Genomic DNA, 15,625 nt, shown 5'->3' on the forward strand with positions numbered 1-15,625 from the left:
CGGTCAGCGCGGCGACACGCCGAAACGCGTGGCCAGAGCCTCACGCTGACGGCGAACGAAACGGGCATCCACCACGGAACCGTGCCCCGGTACGTAGAGCGCGTCCTCGCCGCCCAGGTCCAGCAGCCGGTCCAGCGCGGCCGGCCAGCGGGACGGCACCGCGTCCGGACCGGCCTGGGGCTCACCCGATTCCTCCACCAGATCGCCGCAGAACACGATCTCCGGTGAGCCGGGAGTGCCCGGCACCAGCACCACCAGATCATGGTGGCTGTGACCGGGGCCGACATTGGCGAGCAGGACCTGCAGACCGCCCAGTGACAGCGTCCACTCGCCGCACACCGAATGCTGCGGCCGGACCAGCACATCGGTCGCTTCCACGGCGTCGTCCCGCGGCAGTCCCTCGCGTACCGCCGTCTCGCAGATCTCGTCGCGCTCCGCGGCGAGCACGGCGTCCAGACCGACCGCGCCGTAGACCTCCACCCCGGAGAACGCGGCCGCCCCCAGGACGTGGTCGAAATGGGGGTGGGTGAGTGCGAGGTGCGTCACTCTGCGCCCCAGTATTCGCTGCGCCTGGGTCCGCAGTTCGGCCCCCTCCCGGAGGGACGAACCCGCGTCCACCATGAGGACCGAGTCGTCCCCCGCCACCAGGCCGGCGGTGCAGTCCCAGACGGGCAAACGGCGCCGTCCGACCCCCGCCGCAAGCCGCTCCCAGCCCAGCTCTTCCCAACCGACGTCCATACCGCGACGCTAGTCCAACGGCCGGGGGCCGCGCCTGCTGAGCTGGGCGGTCGCACGGTAGCGTGACGGGCCGCCCTTGCTAGGGGCGCACCTCCCCGCCGTACACTGACCGGGGGACTGCTGGCACTCGAACGCAGCGAGTGCCAAGCCCGGATACCGAGGAAACAAGCTGGAGGTGTGCGCGATGCTCAGCGAACGCAGACTCGAGGTGCTGCGCGCCATCGTCCAGGACTATGTCGGCACCGAGGAGCCCGTCGGCTCCAAGGCGCTCACCGAGCGGCACGCCCTCGGCGTGTCACCGGCCACCGTGCGCAACGACATGGCGGCCCTGGAGGACGAGGGCTACATCGCCCAGCCGCACACCAGTGCCGGTCGCATTCCGACCGACAAGGGCTACCGGCTGTTCGTCGACAAGCTGGCCGGGGTCAAGCCGTTGTCCTCGCCGGAGCGGCGGGCCATCCAGAACTTCCTTGACGGGGCGGTCGACCTCGACGACGTCGTCGGCCGGACCGTGCGGCTGCTGGCCCAGCTGACCCGGCAGGTCGCCGTTGTCCAGTACCCCTCGCTGACGCGCTCGACGGTGCGGCACGTCGAACTGCTGTCGCTGGCCCCGGCACGGCTGATGCTGGTGCTGATCACCGACACGGGACGGGTCGAGCAGCGCATGGTCGACTGCCCGGCGCCGTTCGGCGAAGCGTCACTGGCCGACCTGCGGGCCCGGCTCAACAGCCGGGTCGTCGGCCGCCGCTTCGCGGACGTGCCCCAGCTGGTGCAGGACCTGCCGGACTCCTTCGAGCAGGAGGACCGCGGCACGGTCTCGACCGTGCTTGCCACGCTCCTCGAAACACTCGTCGAGGAGACGGAGGAGCGGCTGATGATCGGCGGCACCGCCAATCTCACCCGCTTCGGCCACGATTTTCCCCTGACGATCAGGCCGGTGCTGGAGGCGCTCGAGGAGCAGGTCGTGCTCCTCAAGCTGCTCGGCGAGGCCAAGGACTCGGGAATGACCGTACGTATCGGGCATGAGAATGCCCACGAAGGGCTGACGTCCACATCGGTCGTCGCCGTCGGCTACGGTTCGGGCGACGAGGCAGTCGCCAAACTCGGCGTGGTCGGACCGACCCGCATGGACTACCCCGGAACGATGGGAGCGGTACGCGCAGTGGCACGTTACGTCGGACAGATCCTGGCGGAGTCGTAAGTGGCCACGGACTACTACGCCGTACTCGGCGTGCGCCGGGACGCTTCGCAGGACGAGATCAAGAAGGCGTTCCGCCGGCTTGCGCGCGAGCTGCATCCGGACGTGAACCCCGATCCCAAGACGCAGGAGCGTTTCAAGGAGATCAACGCGGCATACGAGGTGCTGTCGGACCCGCAGAAGAAGCAGGTCTACGACCTCGGCGGCGACCCGCTGTCCGCCTCCGGCGGCGGTGGCGCGGGCGGCTTCGGAGCGGGCGGCTTCGGCAACTTCTCCGACATCATGGACGCCTTCTTCGGTACGGCGTCCCAGCGCGGCCCGCGCTCCCGTACCCGGCGCGGCCAGGACGCGATGATCCGGCTCGAGGTCGAGCTGGACGAGGCGGCCTTCGGTACGACCAAGGACATCCAGGTCGACACGGCGGTCGTCTGTACGACCTGCTCGGGTGAGGGCGCGGCCCCCGGCACCTCCGCCCAGACCTGTGACATGTGCCGTGGACGCGGCGAGGTCTCCCAGGTCACCCGGTCCTTCCTGGGCCAGGTCATGACCTCGCGGCCGTGCCCGCAGTGCCAGGGCTTCGGAACGGTCGTGCCGACTCCGTGCCCCGAGTGCGCGGGCGACGGGCGCGTCCGCTCCCGCCGCACGCTCACCGTCAAGATCCCGGCGGGCGTCGACAACGGCACGCGCATCCAGCTCGCGGGTGAGGGCGAGGTCGGCCCCGGCGGCGGGCCCGCCGGCGACCTGTACGTGGAGATCCACGAGCTGCCGCACTCGGTCTTCCAGCGGCGTGGCGACGACCTGCACTGCACGGTGACCATCCCGATGACGGCGGCGGCGCTGGGCACGAAGTGCCCGCTCGAGACGCTGGACGGGATGGAGGAGATCGACATCCGGCCGGGCACGCAGTCGGGTCAGTCGATTCCGCTGCACCAGCGCGGTGTCACGCATCTGCGCGGCGGCGGGCGTGGCGATCTGATCGTGCACGTCGAGGTGACCACCCCCGGCAAGCTGGACCCGCAGCAGGAGGAGCTGCTGCGGCAGCTGGCGGTACTGCGCGGTGAGGAGCGGCCTCTGGGTCAGTTCCAGCCGGGGCAGCAGGGGCTTTTCTCGCGCCTGAAGGATGCGTTCAACGGGCGGTAGCAAGGCGGCCGGCGCGCGCTGAGCACTGGACTATGCCAGGCGAAATGCTCGATTCGGAGCTGTGCGGGGGACGTGGCACCATGCGGTCATGTCCTCCGCACTGACCGATCTCTGCCGGTATCCGATCGTGCAGGCCCCCATGGCGGGCGGTGCTTCCTGTCCTCAGCTCGCGGCCGCCGTTTCAGAGGCGGGCGGACTCGGTTTCCTGGCAGCCGGGTACAAGACGGCGGACGGCATGTACCAGGAGATCAAGCAGCTGCGGGGGCTCACCAACCAGCCCTACGGGGTCAACCTCTTCATGCCGCAGCCGAACTACGCGGATCCCGCCGCCGTCGAGGTCTACCGCAGCCAGCTGGCCGGCGAGGCCTCCTGGTACGACACCCCGCTCGGTGACACCGACTCGTGCGGGGACAGCGAGGACGGCTACGACGCCAAGCTGGCCACCCTCCTCGAGGACCCCGTACCGGTGGTCTCCTTCACCTTCGGATGCCCGGCCCGCGCGGTGCTCGACGCGTTCGCCGCGGCCGGCACCGTCACCGTGGTCACGGTGACCTCGGCGGAAGAAGCGAAGACCGCCCAGTGGCAGGGCGCCGCGGCGCTGTGCGTACAGGGCATCGAGGCCGGCGGCCATCAGTCGACGCACCGGGACGACCCGCAGACGGACGGGTCCGGCTTCGGACTGCTGTCACTGGTGTCGCTGGTGCGCGAGAGCGTGCAGCTGCCGATCATCGCCGCGGGCGCGCTGATGCGCGGCTCGCAGATCGCGGCCGTGCTGGCGGCGGGCGCGGAGGCCGCCCAGCTCGGCACGGCGTTTCTCGTCTGTCCCGAGTCCGGAGCGAATGTGCTGCACAAACAGGCCCTGACCAACCCGCTGTTCGTACGGACGGAACTGACCCGGGCCTTCTCCGGCAGGCCCGCCCGCGGTCTGGTGAACCGGTTCATGCGCGAGCACGGTCCGTACGCCCCGGCCGCCTACCCCCAGGTGCACCACCTCACCACCGGGCTGCGCAAGGCCGCCGCCAAGGCGGGCGACGCGCAGGGCATGGCGCTGTGGGCGGGGCAGGGTCACCGCATGGCCAGAGAGCTGCCCGCCGGACAGCTGGTGGAGGTGCTTGCCGCGGAACTGGGCGAGGCGCAGGCCGCCTTGACGCTGCGGAGCGCGTCATGACCGCCCCGGTGTTCGTGGTCGACCAGGTCCCCGGCGGTCCGGAGTTCGTGCTGGACGGGCCCGAAGGACGGCACGCCGTCTCGGTCAAGCGGCTGCGCGTCGGGGAGGACGTCGTGCTGACGGACGGCCGTGGCCTCTGGGCCGAAGGCATCGTGCGGGCCGCGGAGGGCAAGGACCGGCTCGTCGTGACGGACCTGCACACGATCAACGAGGAGCCCGGCCCTGAGCCGCACATCACCGTCGTGCAGGCCCTGCCCAAGGGCGACCGCGGAGAGCTGGCCGTCGAGACCATGACGGAGACCGGCGTGGACGCGATCGTGCCCTGGCAGGCCTCGCGCTGCATCACGCAGTGGAAGGGCGACCGGGGCGCCAAGTCCCTCGCCAAGTGGCGCAGTACGGTCCGCGAGGCCGGCAAGCAGTCGCGGCGGGTGCGTTTTCCCGAGGTCTCGGATGCGATGACGACCAAGCAGGTGGCGGCGCTCCTGGCGACCGCGGACTTCGCGGCGGTCCTGCACGAGGAGGGCAGCGAGCCGCTGGCGACCGCCGTCCTGCCCGGCCAGGGTTCGATCGTGCTCGTTGTGGGCCCCGAGGGCGGAGTGTCCCCGGAGGAGCTGGCGGCCTTCGCGGAGGCGGGCGCGAAGCCGTACCGCCTGGGCCGGAGTGTGCTGCGCACCTCCACGGCCGGTACGGCGGCGACGGCGCTGCTGCTGGGTCGTACGGGCCGCTGGAGCTAGGGACCTGCCGGCCCGAAAGGATCGCCCGGACAGAGCACCAGGGCTTGGAGGGCCACAGCCCTGAGTGTCGCCCACCGATCCGCCGAACCACGAGAGCGATTCCCGGCAGTGGTCGCCGTACGGGCGTGATCGCTGGGGGCACGGCCCCACCGTACGGCGGCGGCACGGAGGCGAGCGGGCCGGATAGCATGGGCTTTCAATGATCGACACTGTCCGATCGACGCTCCGAGGAGGCCCGGGCATGGCGGGTGAACCGCAGGCGGACTGCCTGTTCTGCAAGGTCGTCACGGGGGAGGTCCCGGCGACCGTGGTGCGGGAGACCGAATCCACCGTCGCCTTCCGCGACATCAACCCGCAGGCGCCGACGCACGTCCTGGTCGTTCCCCGGGTGCACTATCCGGACGCCGCCTCGCTCGCCGCTGCCGAGCCGCAGATCGCCGCCGACCTGATGGTCGCCGCCGGTGAGGTCGCCGCGCAGGAGAAGGTCGACGTCACCGGGTTCCGTATCGTCTTCAACACCGGCGCCGGCGCGGGTCAGACCGTCTTCCACGCGCATGCCCATGTGCTCGGCGGCCGGGGCCTCAACTGGCCTCCGGGATAACCACCTTGTCCGTACGAGAACTGGTGGTGCTCGGCACCGCGAGCCAAGTCCCGACCCGGCACCGCAACCACAACGGCTACCTGCTGCGCTGGGACGGCGAGGGCATCCTCTTCGACCCCGGAGAGGGCACCCAACGGCAGATGCTGCGCGCCGGGGTGGCCGCGCACGACATCCACCGGATCTGCGTCACGCACTTCCACGGCGACCACTCGCTGGGTCTCGCCGGCGTGATCCAGCGCATCAACCTCGACCGGGTTCCGCATCCCGTCGCCGCCCACTACCCGGCGAGCGGGCAGCACTACTTCGAGCGGCTGCGGTACGCGACGGCCTACCGCGAGACCGTGCTGCTGGACGAGGTGCCGGTCGCGGCCGACGGGGTGCTGGCCGCCACACCCGCGTACACCCTCGAAGCGCGCAGGCTCTCCCACCCGGTCGAGTCCTTCGGGTACCGGCTGACCGAGCCCGACGGGCGCCGTATGCTGCCCGAGCGGCTCGCCGCGCTCGGCGTCAGGGGGCCGGACGTCGGGCGGCTCCAGCGGGAGGGCGTCCTGGACGGAGTCACCCTGGAGCAGGTGAGCGAGGTGCGGACGGGGCAGCGATTCGCCTTCGTCATGGACACGCGGCTGTGCGAAGGTGTGCACGCGCTCGCCGAGGGCTGCGACATGCTGGTGATCGAGTCGACGTTCCTCGACGAGGACGGACAACTGGCGGTCGACCACGGCCATCTCACGGTGGGGCAGGCCGCGCGGGCGGCCCGGGACGCGGGCGTACGGCATCTCGTCCTGACACACTTCTCGCAGCGGTACAGCGACCCCGACCTCTTCGAGCGGCAGGCGCGCGTCGCGGGCTTCGAGGGGGAACTGACCGTCGCCCGTGACCTGCTGCGTGTACCCCTCCCCAAACGTCACCAGTGAACCAGTGAGCGAGACCCCCGTGCCCCTCCCCAAGGCAGAACTCCACCTTCACATCGAAGGCACTCTCGAACCCGAACTGGCCTTCGCACTGGCCCGGCGCAACGGCGTCGAGCTCCCGTACGCCGACAGCACACAGCTGCGCAAGGCGTATCTCTTCGAGGATCTGCAGTCCTTTCTGGACCTGTACTACGGGCTGATGGCCGTACTGCGCACAGAGCGCGACTTCACCGAACTCGCCGAGGCGTATCTCGCGCGCGCCGCCGAACAGGGCGTACGGCACGCCGAGATCTTCTTCGACCCGCAGGCGCACACCGCACGGGGCATTCCGATCGGTACGGTGGTCGAGGGCCTGGCCCGCGCGCTGGAGAGCAGTGAGGAGAAGCATGGCGTCTCCACTCAGCTGATCATGTGCTTCCTGCGGGACCAGTCCGCCGAGTCCGCGATGAGCACGCTGGACGCCGCGAAGCCGTACCTCCACCGGATCGCGGGCGTCGGCCTGGACTCGGCGGAGGCCGGCCACCCGCCGTCGAAGTTCCACGAGGTGTACGAGGCGGCGGCGGCGCTGGGGCTGCGCCGGGTGGCCCATGCGGGCGAGGAGGGGCCGCCCGACTACATCTGGCAGGCCCTGGACGTCCTCGGTGTGGAGCGGATCGACCACGGGCTGCGTTCGATGGAGGACCGGGAGCTGGTGGAGCGGCTGGTCGAGGACCGGGTGCCGCTCACGCTGTGTCCGGTGTCGAACGTACGGCTGCGCGCCATCGACACGCTGGAGGAGCACCCGCTGCCGGCCATGATGGAGGCCGGCCTGCTGGTCACCGTCAACTCAGACGACCCCGCCTACTTCGGCGGCTACGTCGGCGAGACCTTCCACGCCGTCCACGAGGCGCTCGGGCTCGGCAACGAGGAACTGCGCGCGCTGGCCCGCAACTCCTTCCTGGCGGCGTTCCTCGACCACGACGAGGAACGCCGGGCGCGCTACCTCGCCGAGGTCGAGGCGTACGACTTCGGCTGACCGGCGGACCGACGGGTGGCCCGACCCGCCGGCTGACGGGAGGGCCGGGCGGCCGGGCGGTGCCCGGCCGGCGGCCGGCCGAGGGGCCGGGACAGCACCAGCCGCAGCGGCCGGCGTGCCACCGCGATCTCCATGACCTCCAGTTCGGGGGCGCCGACGCGGGGCACCGCGCCGGACGCGGCGCCCGTCGCCGCGGCCACCACGGCGGCCGGCGCTCCGCCGCGGCGGCGGACGGAGCCGGGGACGAGCGGGCGGCCGGCCGTGTGCAGTGCGACCGCCGTCATCGGGGCGGCCACCAGGAGCAGGGCCGCACCCAGCACCAGCCCCATCACCGGGAAGCCGGCCAGTTCGGAGAGCAGACTGCCGGTCACCGGGCCGCAGGCCACGCCCAGTGAGGACGCCGATCCCACCAGCACCGCCCACCGGCCGCGCGGGTCCAGGGAAGCGGCCAGGCCGATGAGGTAGGAGAGCACCACGGGGTAGAAGGCGTTCCACAGGATCTCGCCCGCCGCGAAGGACACCAGCCCGTCGGCCGACGAACTGACCGCGACACAGCAGGCGATGACCGCCGTGCCCACCCCGATGGGCACCGCCCGGCCCAGCCGCGCGCCCAGGACGCCGGCCCCCGTGACACCCACCAGGCCCGCGCCCAGCGCCACCGCGAAGACCGCGCCGAGGGCCACCTCCGACAGCCCGGCCTGCTGCAGCCCGATCCGCCCGCTCACCCCCCAAAGTGCGTTCTGAGCCATCGACCAGCAGAGCATCGCGCCGGCCAGGACCAGTCCGGAGCGGCGGTAGGGCAGCCGGCCGCGGGCCGTGGCGGCGGGACCGCCCCGGTACGGTCCGGGCAGCCGCCCGGCCGCCGGCCACACCAGGGCCGCGACCACCGCGATCGCGGCGAACGGCAGCCCGTGACCGGAGCTGAGCCGAGGCATCGTCAGGTAGAGCGCTCCCGCGGTCGCGGACACTGCCAGCAGCCCCAGCGCGGAAGCCCGGTGGGGGTCGCGCTGTGCGGCGATGCCGGAGGCGGCGACCGCAGTCGCGGTACCCGACCCGAAGCCGCCCAGTGCCGCGCCCGCGACCACCAGCGGCACCCATGAGGTCAGCGCCGCGCTTCCGTACCCGGCCATCGCCAGCAGCAGGCCGAGGCGGGCCAGGTGCAGGGCTCCGTACCGCTCCACGCGCGAGGCGAGCGCGAAGCCCGCCGTGGCCGAACAGAGCAGCAGGGTGGAGCCGACGAGGCCGGCCTGGGAGGGGGTGAGCCCGAGACTGTCGTCGAGGCGGCCGACGACCGTGGGCAGGAGGTAGGCGGCGAGGTAGCCGGCGGTGAAGACGGCTACCAGCGGCCAGACCGCGTCGGGGCGCGGGAGGGGGCGCGAATGCGGGCGTGAGAACACGGACGTTCCTGAGGGCATGCGTGATGAACAGGGGAAACCCGGAAAAGGGGGAGAAGCGGCTGCCGATGACAGGAACGCGGCCCAAGTTCTATCAAGCGCACGGAGTTGAGGAAAGGGGAGAGTCGGCCGTGACATGAGTCACAATTTGTTTGGGTCGGTTGCGCGAGGGTAGGGCTGGCCACTTTGGTCACCAGGAACGGGGACACGCCGTGATCACTCTTGATGGACAGGAGCCGGACCGCACCACCCTGGACCCCCTCGGCGGGCTGCGCGCCCCCGAGGATCCCGACTGCGACGTCTTCCTGACCGGCACGGTCTTCCTCGACATCATCTTCACCGGCCTCGACAGCGCCCCGGTCCGCGGTACCGAGTCCTGGGCGCGCGGCATGGGATCGAGTCCCGGCGGGGTCGCCAACATGGCCACGGCCCTGTCCCGGCTGGGGCTGCGCACCTCGCTGGCCGCGGCCTTCGGCGACGACCACTACGGCGAGTACTGCTGGGACGCCCTGGAGCAGGGTGAGGGCATCGACCTGGCCCGGTCACGCATCGTCCCGGGCTGGCACTCGCCGGTCACCGTCTCCATGGCGTACGAGGGCGAGCGCACCATGGTCTCGCACGGCCACGAGGCCCCGCCGCCGCCCGGCTCCGGACCCTTCCCGGACTGCCCGCCCCGGGCGAGGGCCGCGGTCGCCTCGCTCGCGCCCGGCCGCCCGGAGGAGTGGGTCGCCTCCGCCGCCCGCCGCGGCGCCCGGGTCTTCGCCGACGTCGGCTGGGACGAGACCGGCCGCTGGGACCTCGCGGGCCTGGCCGACCTCGAGCACTGCGAGGCATTCCTGCCCAACGCGGAGGAGGCGATGCGCTACACCCGCACCGACTGCCCGCGCGCCGCCGCCCGGACGCTGGCCGACAGGGTGCCGCTCGCCGTGGTCACGCTGGGTGCGGAGGGCGCGTACGCCGTGGACGGGGCGACCGGGGAGATCGCCGAGGTGCCCGCGATCCTCGTGGAGGCCCTCGATCCCACGGGCGCGGGTGACGTCTTCGTGGCGGGGTTCCTGACCGGGACGCTGGCCGACTGGCCGCTCGCCGATCGGCTGGCCTTCGCGGGGCTCACCGCGGCCCTGTCGGTGCAGGAATTCGGCGGCTCGCTGTCGGCGCCCGGCTGGGCCGAGGTGGCCGCCTGGTGGCAGCGGGCGCGAGCCGTCCACGGCAGGGACCCGGAGGCCCTGCGGCGCTATGCCTTCCTGGAGGACCTGCTGCCGGCCGACGGCAGGCCGTGGCCGCTGCGCAGGGCGGTACCGACGATCGGATTCCGGCACCCTGTGTAACCGTTCCACCGGCGTCCCCCGCGTGAAAACCCCTCGGTGTTGTCCGTGGCGCGTCGTATTCTTGGTACTCCAGAGGTTCCCGAGCGGCGAGAACCCTGCAACGGGAGGTATGTGCAGGCCACAGAGCCGGCCCATGACTCAGACACCGACAGACCACAGCCCCGCGCAGGGGCAGGCACGAGCCCATTTCACCGTCCCCGCCAAGCACCCGATGGTGACGGTCCTCGGCTCGGGTGACGCCCTGTTGCGCGTGATCGAGAAGGCGTTCCCGGCCACCGACATCCACGTCCGGGGAAACCAGGTCAGCGCGACCGGTGAAGCGGCCGAAGTAGCCCTGATCCAGCGCCTGTTCGACGAGATGATGCTGGTGCTCCGCACCGGGCAGCCGATGACGGAGGACGCAGTGGAACGGTCGATCGCCATGCTCCGGGCAGCGAACGGCAATGGCGAGGCCGCGCAGGAGACCCCTGCCGAGGTGCTCACACAGAACATCCTCTCCAGCCGCGGCCGCACCATCCGTCCCAAGACCCTGAACCAGAAGCGGTACGTCGACGCGATCGACAAGCACACGATCGTCTTCGGGATCGGTCCCGCCGGCACCGGAAAGACCTATCTCGCCATGGCCAAGGCGGTCCAGGCCCTGCAGTCCAAGCAGGTCACCCGGATCATCCTGACCAGGCCCGCCGTCGAGGCGGGCGAGCGGCTCGGCTTCCTGCCCGGCACGCTCTACGAGAAGATCGACCCGTACCTGCGGCCGCTCTACGACGCGCTGCACGACATGGTCGACCCCGACTCGATCCCGCGGCTCATGGCGGCGGGCACCATCGAGGTCGCACCGCTGGCCTACATGCGAGGCCGGACGCTCAACGACGCGTTCATCATCCTCGACGAAGCACAGAACACGAGTGCCGAGCAGATGAAGATGTTCCTCACCAGGCTCGGCTTCGATTCGAAGATCGTCGTCACGGGTGACGTCACACAGGTCGACCTGCCGGGCGGTACGAAGAGCGGTCTGCGCCAGGTCCAGGGAATCCTCGAAGGCGTCGAGGACGTCCATTTCTCCCGGCTCACCTCTCATGATGTCGTCCGGCACAAGCTCGTCGGCCGTATCGTCGACGCGTACGAGCAGTACGACAGCCTGAACGGCCTGTGACATCCAACGAGAGCAGACAAGCCAGCACCATGTCGATCGACGTCAACAACGAGTCCGGAACCGAGGTCGACGAGCGGGCGATCCTCGACATCGCGCGCTATGCGCTCACTCGAATGCGTATCCACCCGCTCTCCGAGCTGTCGGTGATCGTCGTGGACGAGGGCGCCATGGAGCAGCTGCACATCCAGTGGATGGACCTGCCCGGCCCCACGGATGTCATGTCCTTCCCGATGGACGAGCTGCGTCCGCCGGCCAAGGACGACGAGGAGCCCCCGCAGGGGCTCCTCGGTGACATCGTGCTCTGCCCGGAGGTCGCCAAGAAGCAGGGCGAGGAAGCGGAGACCCAGCACTCCATGGACGAGGAGCTCCAGCTCCTGACCGTCCACGGGGTGCTGCACCTTCTCGGTTACGACCACGAGGAGCCGGACGAGAAGGCCGAGATGTTCGGCCTGCAGGCGGCGATCGTCGACGGCTGGCGGGCCGAGCACGGCCTGACCGGGCCCTCCCCGGCGCCCACCGTCTCGTGAGCCCGCAACTGATCGTTGGTGCGGTTCTCCTCGTCGTCGTCGCCTGGCTCGCGGCGTGCGCGGAGGCGGGCATCGCCCGCGTCTCGAGCTTCCGGGCCGAGGAGGCGGTACGGGCCGGGCGACGCGGCGCCGCGAAGCTCGCGCAGGTCGCGGCCGATCCCACCCGCTACCTCAACGTGGCCCTGCTGGTACGGGTCGCCAGCGAGATGGCGGCCGGCGTACTGGTGACCTACGTATGCCTCAAGGAGTTCGAGGAGACCTGGACGGCGCTGCTCGTCGCCATCGGTGTGATGGTTCTCGTCTCGTACGTGGCAGTGGGGGTGTCCCCGCGGACGATCGGCCGCCAGCACCCGCTGAACACCGCCACGGCGGCCGCGCACGTACTCCTTCCGCTCGCCAGGATCATGGGCCCGATCCCGCAGCTGCTGATCCTCCTGGGCAACGCCCTGACGCCCGGCAAGGGCTTCCGCAAGGGCCCGTTCGCCAGCGAGGCCGAGCTCCGGGCGATGGTGGACCTCGCCGAGCAGGAATCGCTGATCGAGGACGACGAGCGCCGGATGGTGCACTCCGTCTTCGAGCTGGGCGACACGCTGGTCCGCGAGGTCATGGTGCCGAGGACGGACCTGGTCTGCATCGAGCGCTACAAGACGATCCGGCAGGCGCTGACGCTCGCGCTGCGGTCGGGTTTCTCCCGCATCCCCGTCACCGGTGAGAACGAGGACGATGTCGTCGGCATCGTTTACCTCAAGGACCTGGTGCGCAGGACGCACATCAACCGCGACGCCGAGGCCGAGGCCGTCTCCACGGCGATGCGGCCCGCGGCGTTCGTCCCGGACACCAAGAACGCGGGCGACCTGCTGCGCGAGATGCAGCAGGACCGCAACCACGTCGCCGTCGTCATCGACGAGTACGGCGGCACCGCCGGCATCGTCACGATCGAGGACATCCTCGAGGAGATCGTCGGCGAGATCACCGACGAGTACGACCGTGAACTCCCGCCGGTGGAGGAGCTGGGCGACGAGCGCTACCGCGTCACCGCGCGCCTCGACATCGGCGACCTGGGCGAGCTGTACGGCCTGGACGAGCTCGACGACGAGGACGTGGAGACGGTCGGCGGACTGCTGGCGAAGGCGCTGGGCAAGGTCCCGATCGCGGGCGCTTCGGCGGCGGTCGACCTCCCCGACGGCCGTTCCCTGCGTCTGACGGCGGAGTCCCCGGCCGGCCGCCGCAACAAGATCGTCACGGTGCTGGTGGAGCCGGCCGGATGACCCCCGCGGCGCTGAGGACGTTCTGCCTCGGTCTGAACGGCACGGCCGAGGAGTTCCCGTTCACGCCGGAACACTCCGTGTTCAAGGTGTGCGGGAAGATGTTCGCCCTCAGCGCGCTGGAGGAGGAGCCGCTGACCGTCTCCCTGAAGTGCGACCCGGACCTCGCGGTCCAGCTGCGTGCGGAGCACCCCGCGATCGTGCCGGGATGGCACCTGAACAAGCGGCACTGGAACACGGTGACACTGGACGGATCACTCCCGGACCGGACGGTCCGGGAGATGATCGAGGACTCCTACGACCTGGTGGTGGCGGGCCTCCCGAAGGCGGAACGGCTCCGCCTGGACCGCCCCTAGGGCCCTGTCCGGGCGGTGTCCCGCGCTCACCCGCGGCGGGTGCGAAGGCCCACGGCCACCAGCGCCGCGAGACAAGCGGAGCTTGCGAGCGGACTCGACGGCCACGAAGGCGGCCAGCAGGGACATACCGACATCTCCGTGTCCCCGCAGATACTCGACTCGGTCGTGCTGCACACACCGCTGCCCCAGGCGGACACCTCGGCGAAGCTGGAGCGGCTGGCCTCGCCGGTGGGGCGGCGCGGTGCGATGTACCCGGTCGGGGGCTGATCCGTCCAGGGGGTGTCACGGCCGCGGCGGACCGCTCCTTATGCTCGGCACATGACCCAGAGCACCGAGATCGGCCCCGAGGACCGCAAGATCATCACGCTGGCACGCAGCGCCCGCGCCCGCAACGCAGTGCCCGAAGGCGCGGCGGTGCGCGACGAGACCGGCCGTACCTACGTCGCCGGTACCGTCGGCCTGAACTCGCTGAAGCTCAGCGCGCTGCAGACGGCGGTGGCCATGGCGGTGGCGAGCGGCGCCAAGTCGCTCGAGGCGGCGGCCGTGGTGAGCGACGCCGCCACGCCCTCGGACGCCGACCGCGCGGCGGTCCGGGACCTGGGCGGCCCCGACACCCCCGTGCTGCTGGCCGGTCCGGACGGCACGCTCAAGGTGACGGTCACCGCGGGCTGACGGCCGGCTGTGCGCGCGTGTCGCGGTCGGAGCCCGGCAGTCGGAGGGGCAGGCCGTGCCCGCCGCCCGGCGACGGCTCCCCGACCCGGTCGCGACCGCGCCGGCCCGGCGAGCGGGAGCGCCGGTGGGCCGCTGGTCGGAGCCCGTCCGGGGATCGGGGAGAATAGGGCGCATGAGCGCTCCTTCCTCGTCCACACCCGGACCCGACGCGACCACGCACCGCGCGGGCTTCGCGTGCTTCGTCGGCCGGCCCAACGCGGGCAAGTCGACCCTGACCAACGCACTGGTGGGGACGAAGGTCGCGATCACCTCCAACCGGCCGCAGACCACCCGGCACACCGTGCGCGGCATCGTGCACAGGCCCGACGCGCAGCTCGTGCTCGTGGACACCCCCGGTCTGCACAAGCCGCGCACGCTGCTGGGCGAGCGGCTCAACGATGTCGTACGGACCACCTGGGCCGAGGTCGACGTCATCGGCTTCTGCCTGCCCGCCGACCAGAAGCTCGGCCCGGGTGACAAGTTCATCGCCAAGGAGCTCGCGGGGATCAAGAAGACCCCCAAGATCGCGATCGTCACCAAGACCGACCTCGTCGACTCCAAGCAGCTCGCCGAGCAGCTCATCGCGGTCGACCGGCTCGCCGGTGAGCTGGGCTTCGAGTGGGCGGAGATCGTCCCGGTCTCGGCCGTCGGCGACAAGCAGGTCTCCCTGCTGGCCGACCTGATCGCCCCGCTGCTTCCGGAGAGCCCGCCGCTCTACCCGGAGGGTGACCTCACCGACGAGCCCGAGATGGTCATGGTGGCCGAGCTGATCCGCGAGGCCGCTCTCGAAGGCGTACGGGACGAGCTGCCGCACTCCATCGCCGTCGTCGTGGAGGAAATGCTCCCGCGCGAGAACCGCCCGGCCGACAAGCCGCTGCTGGACATCCACGCGAACGTCTACATCGAGCGCCCCAGCCAGAAGGGCATCATCATCGGCCCGAAGGGCTCCCGGCTGAAGGAGGTCGGGATGAAGTCGCGCAAGCACATCGAGGCCCTGCTCGGCACCCCCGTCTTCCTCGACCTGCACGTCAAGGTGGCCAAGGACTGGCAGCGGGACCCGAAGCAGCTGCGCAAGCTCGGCTTCTGACCGGCCGGGCCACCGCCTGCCGGAGGGGATCCATGGCGCGTGTCACTTAAGCCACGCCTCGGATGCGGTGCACCAGGACCGCGCCCGCCCACGTCTGCCAGCACGCCAGCAGGCCGGTGGCGGCGGCGATCAGCACGCCGGACCACAGCACGAACGGCTTGCGGCGGCCCGTACGGTCCGACCAGATCCCGGCCACGACGACCGTGGCCAGCAGCATCACCGCGTTGACGGCGGTCAGGATCAGCACACCGGGAGGATCTGGATCGGCCATCCCGGGCCGACCCGTTCGGTGGGCTCCG

At 71.1% G+C, this 15,625-nt stretch carries 16 protein-coding genes and 2 pseudogenes; 15 read left to right on the top strand and 3 right to left on the bottom strand.

The annotated features are described in order from the left end of the window. Positions 1 to 3: 3 nt before the first annotated feature. Positions 4 to 738: an MBL fold metallo-hydrolase gene (locus AB0M62_RS25760; protein ID WP_366076662.1), complete on the bottom strand. Its 735-nt coding sequence runs from the start codon at positions 736 to 738 to the stop codon at positions 4 to 6. A gap of 184 nt (positions 739 to 922) precedes the next feature. On the opposite strand from AB0M62_RS25760, the gene hrcA reads away from it, so the two are divergent. The 7 genes from hrcA to AB0M62_RS25795 all read left to right on the top strand — a co-directional run bounded on the left by hrcA (position 923) and on the right by AB0M62_RS25795 (position 7,505). Beyond that, positions 923 to 1,939: a heat-inducible transcriptional repressor HrcA gene (hrcA, locus tag AB0M62_RS25765; RefSeq protein WP_366076663.1), complete on the top strand. Its 1,017-nt coding sequence runs from the start codon at positions 923 to 925 to the stop codon at positions 1,937 to 1,939. After that, positions 1,940 to 3,076 carry a molecular chaperone DnaJ gene (dnaJ, locus tag AB0M62_RS25770; RefSeq protein WP_366076665.1) on the top strand — a complete coding sequence of 379 codons (1,137 nt, stop codon included), beginning with the start codon at positions 1,940 to 1,942 and terminating at the stop codon, positions 3,074 to 3,076. 88 nt (positions 3,077 to 3,164) lie between these two features. Next, positions 3,165 to 4,244: a nitronate monooxygenase gene (locus AB0M62_RS25775; RefSeq protein ID WP_366076667.1), complete on the top strand. Its 1,080-nt coding sequence runs from the start codon at positions 3,165 to 3,167 to the stop codon at positions 4,242 to 4,244. After that, positions 4,241 to 4,978: a 16S rRNA (uracil(1498)-N(3))-methyltransferase gene (locus tag AB0M62_RS25780; RefSeq protein WP_366076668.1), complete on the top strand. Its 738-nt coding sequence runs from the start codon at positions 4,241 to 4,243 to the stop codon at positions 4,976 to 4,978. Before AB0M62_RS25775 ends, AB0M62_RS25780 begins: the two co-directional genes overlap by 4 nt. Before the next feature lie 241 nt (positions 4,979 to 5,219). Next, a complete protein-coding gene (locus AB0M62_RS25785) occupies positions 5,220 to 5,579 on the top strand; it encodes a histidine triad nucleotide-binding protein (protein ID WP_366076669.1) in 360 nt (119 codons plus the stop codon). Positions 5,580 to 5,584: 5 nt separating this feature from the next. Further along, positions 5,585 to 6,493 carry a ribonuclease Z gene (locus AB0M62_RS25790; RefSeq protein WP_366076670.1) on the top strand — a complete coding sequence of 303 codons (909 nt, stop codon included), beginning with the start codon at positions 5,585 to 5,587 and terminating at the stop codon, positions 6,491 to 6,493. A gap of 19 nt (positions 6,494 to 6,512) precedes the next feature. Further along, positions 6,513 to 7,505 (top strand): adenosine deaminase, encoded by a 993-nt coding sequence (locus AB0M62_RS25795; RefSeq protein ID WP_366076739.1) that lies wholly within the window; start codon positions 6,513 to 6,515, stop codon positions 7,503 to 7,505. Here the strand turns inward: AB0M62_RS25795 and AB0M62_RS25800 are convergent. Next, the gene (locus AB0M62_RS25800) at positions 7,469 to 8,902 is read right to left on the bottom strand and encodes an MFS transporter (RefSeq protein WP_366076671.1); all 1,434 of its coding nucleotides are present in this window, start codon (positions 8,900 to 8,902) and stop codon (positions 7,469 to 7,471) included. The two genes, AB0M62_RS25795 and AB0M62_RS25800, sit on opposite strands and share 37 nt — an antisense overlap. Before the next feature lie 209 nt (positions 8,903 to 9,111). Between AB0M62_RS25800 and AB0M62_RS25805 the strand changes: the two genes are divergently transcribed. From AB0M62_RS25805 to era, 8 genes and pseudogenes are all read left to right on the top strand, one after another. After that, positions 9,112 to 10,227, top strand: coding sequence for a PfkB family carbohydrate kinase (locus AB0M62_RS25805; RefSeq protein WP_366076672.1), 1,116 nt, complete (start codon positions 9,112 to 9,114; stop codon positions 10,225 to 10,227). A 133-nt stretch (positions 10,228 to 10,360) separates the two neighbouring features. Next, a complete protein-coding gene (locus AB0M62_RS25810; protein WP_366076673.1) occupies positions 10,361 to 11,380 on the top strand; it encodes a PhoH family protein in 1,020 nt (339 codons plus the stop codon). Between the two features lie 29 nt (positions 11,381 to 11,409). Continuing rightward, entirely contained in the window at positions 11,410 to 11,907 is a 498-nt protein-coding gene (ybeY, locus tag AB0M62_RS25815) for an rRNA maturation RNase YbeY (RefSeq protein WP_366076674.1), read from the top strand. Next, positions 11,904 to 13,175, top strand: coding sequence for a hemolysin family protein (locus tag AB0M62_RS25820; RefSeq protein ID WP_366076675.1), 1,272 nt, complete (start codon positions 11,904 to 11,906; stop codon positions 13,173 to 13,175). Before ybeY ends, AB0M62_RS25820 begins: the two co-directional genes overlap by 4 nt. Continuing rightward, positions 13,172 to 13,528 carry an MmcQ/YjbR family DNA-binding protein gene (locus AB0M62_RS25825; RefSeq protein WP_366076676.1) on the top strand — a complete coding sequence of 119 codons (357 nt, stop codon included), beginning with the start codon at positions 13,172 to 13,174 and terminating at the stop codon, positions 13,526 to 13,528. The genes AB0M62_RS25820 and AB0M62_RS25825 overlap by 4 nt, the downstream gene beginning before the upstream one ends. Before the next feature lie 159 nt (positions 13,529 to 13,687). After that, positions 13,688 to 13,795: pseudogene (locus AB0M62_RS25830) on the top strand (XRE family transcriptional regulator); the annotation flags it as partial. Positions 13,796 to 13,846: 51 nt separating this feature from the next. Further along, on the top strand, positions 13,847 to 14,200 hold the full coding sequence (locus tag AB0M62_RS25835) for a cytidine deaminase (protein ID WP_366076677.1): 354 nt from the start codon (positions 13,847 to 13,849) through the stop codon (positions 14,198 to 14,200). Positions 14,201 to 14,372: 172 nt separating this feature from the next. Next, complete coding sequence (gene era / locus AB0M62_RS25840; protein WP_366076678.1) at positions 14,373 to 15,326, top strand: GTPase Era; 954 nt, start codon at positions 14,373 to 14,375, stop codon at positions 15,324 to 15,326. A 73-nt stretch (positions 15,327 to 15,399) separates the two neighbouring features. Here the strand turns inward: era and AB0M62_RS25845 are convergent. After that, positions 15,400 to 15,591: pseudogene (locus tag AB0M62_RS25845) on the bottom strand (MFS transporter); the annotation flags it as partial. Positions 15,592 to 15,625: the final 34 nt, after the last annotated feature.

Source organism: Streptomyces sp. NPDC051219, assembly GCF_040682335.1.
Taxonomy (GTDB): Bacteria; Actinomycetota; Actinomycetes; order Streptomycetales; family Streptomycetaceae; genus Streptomyces.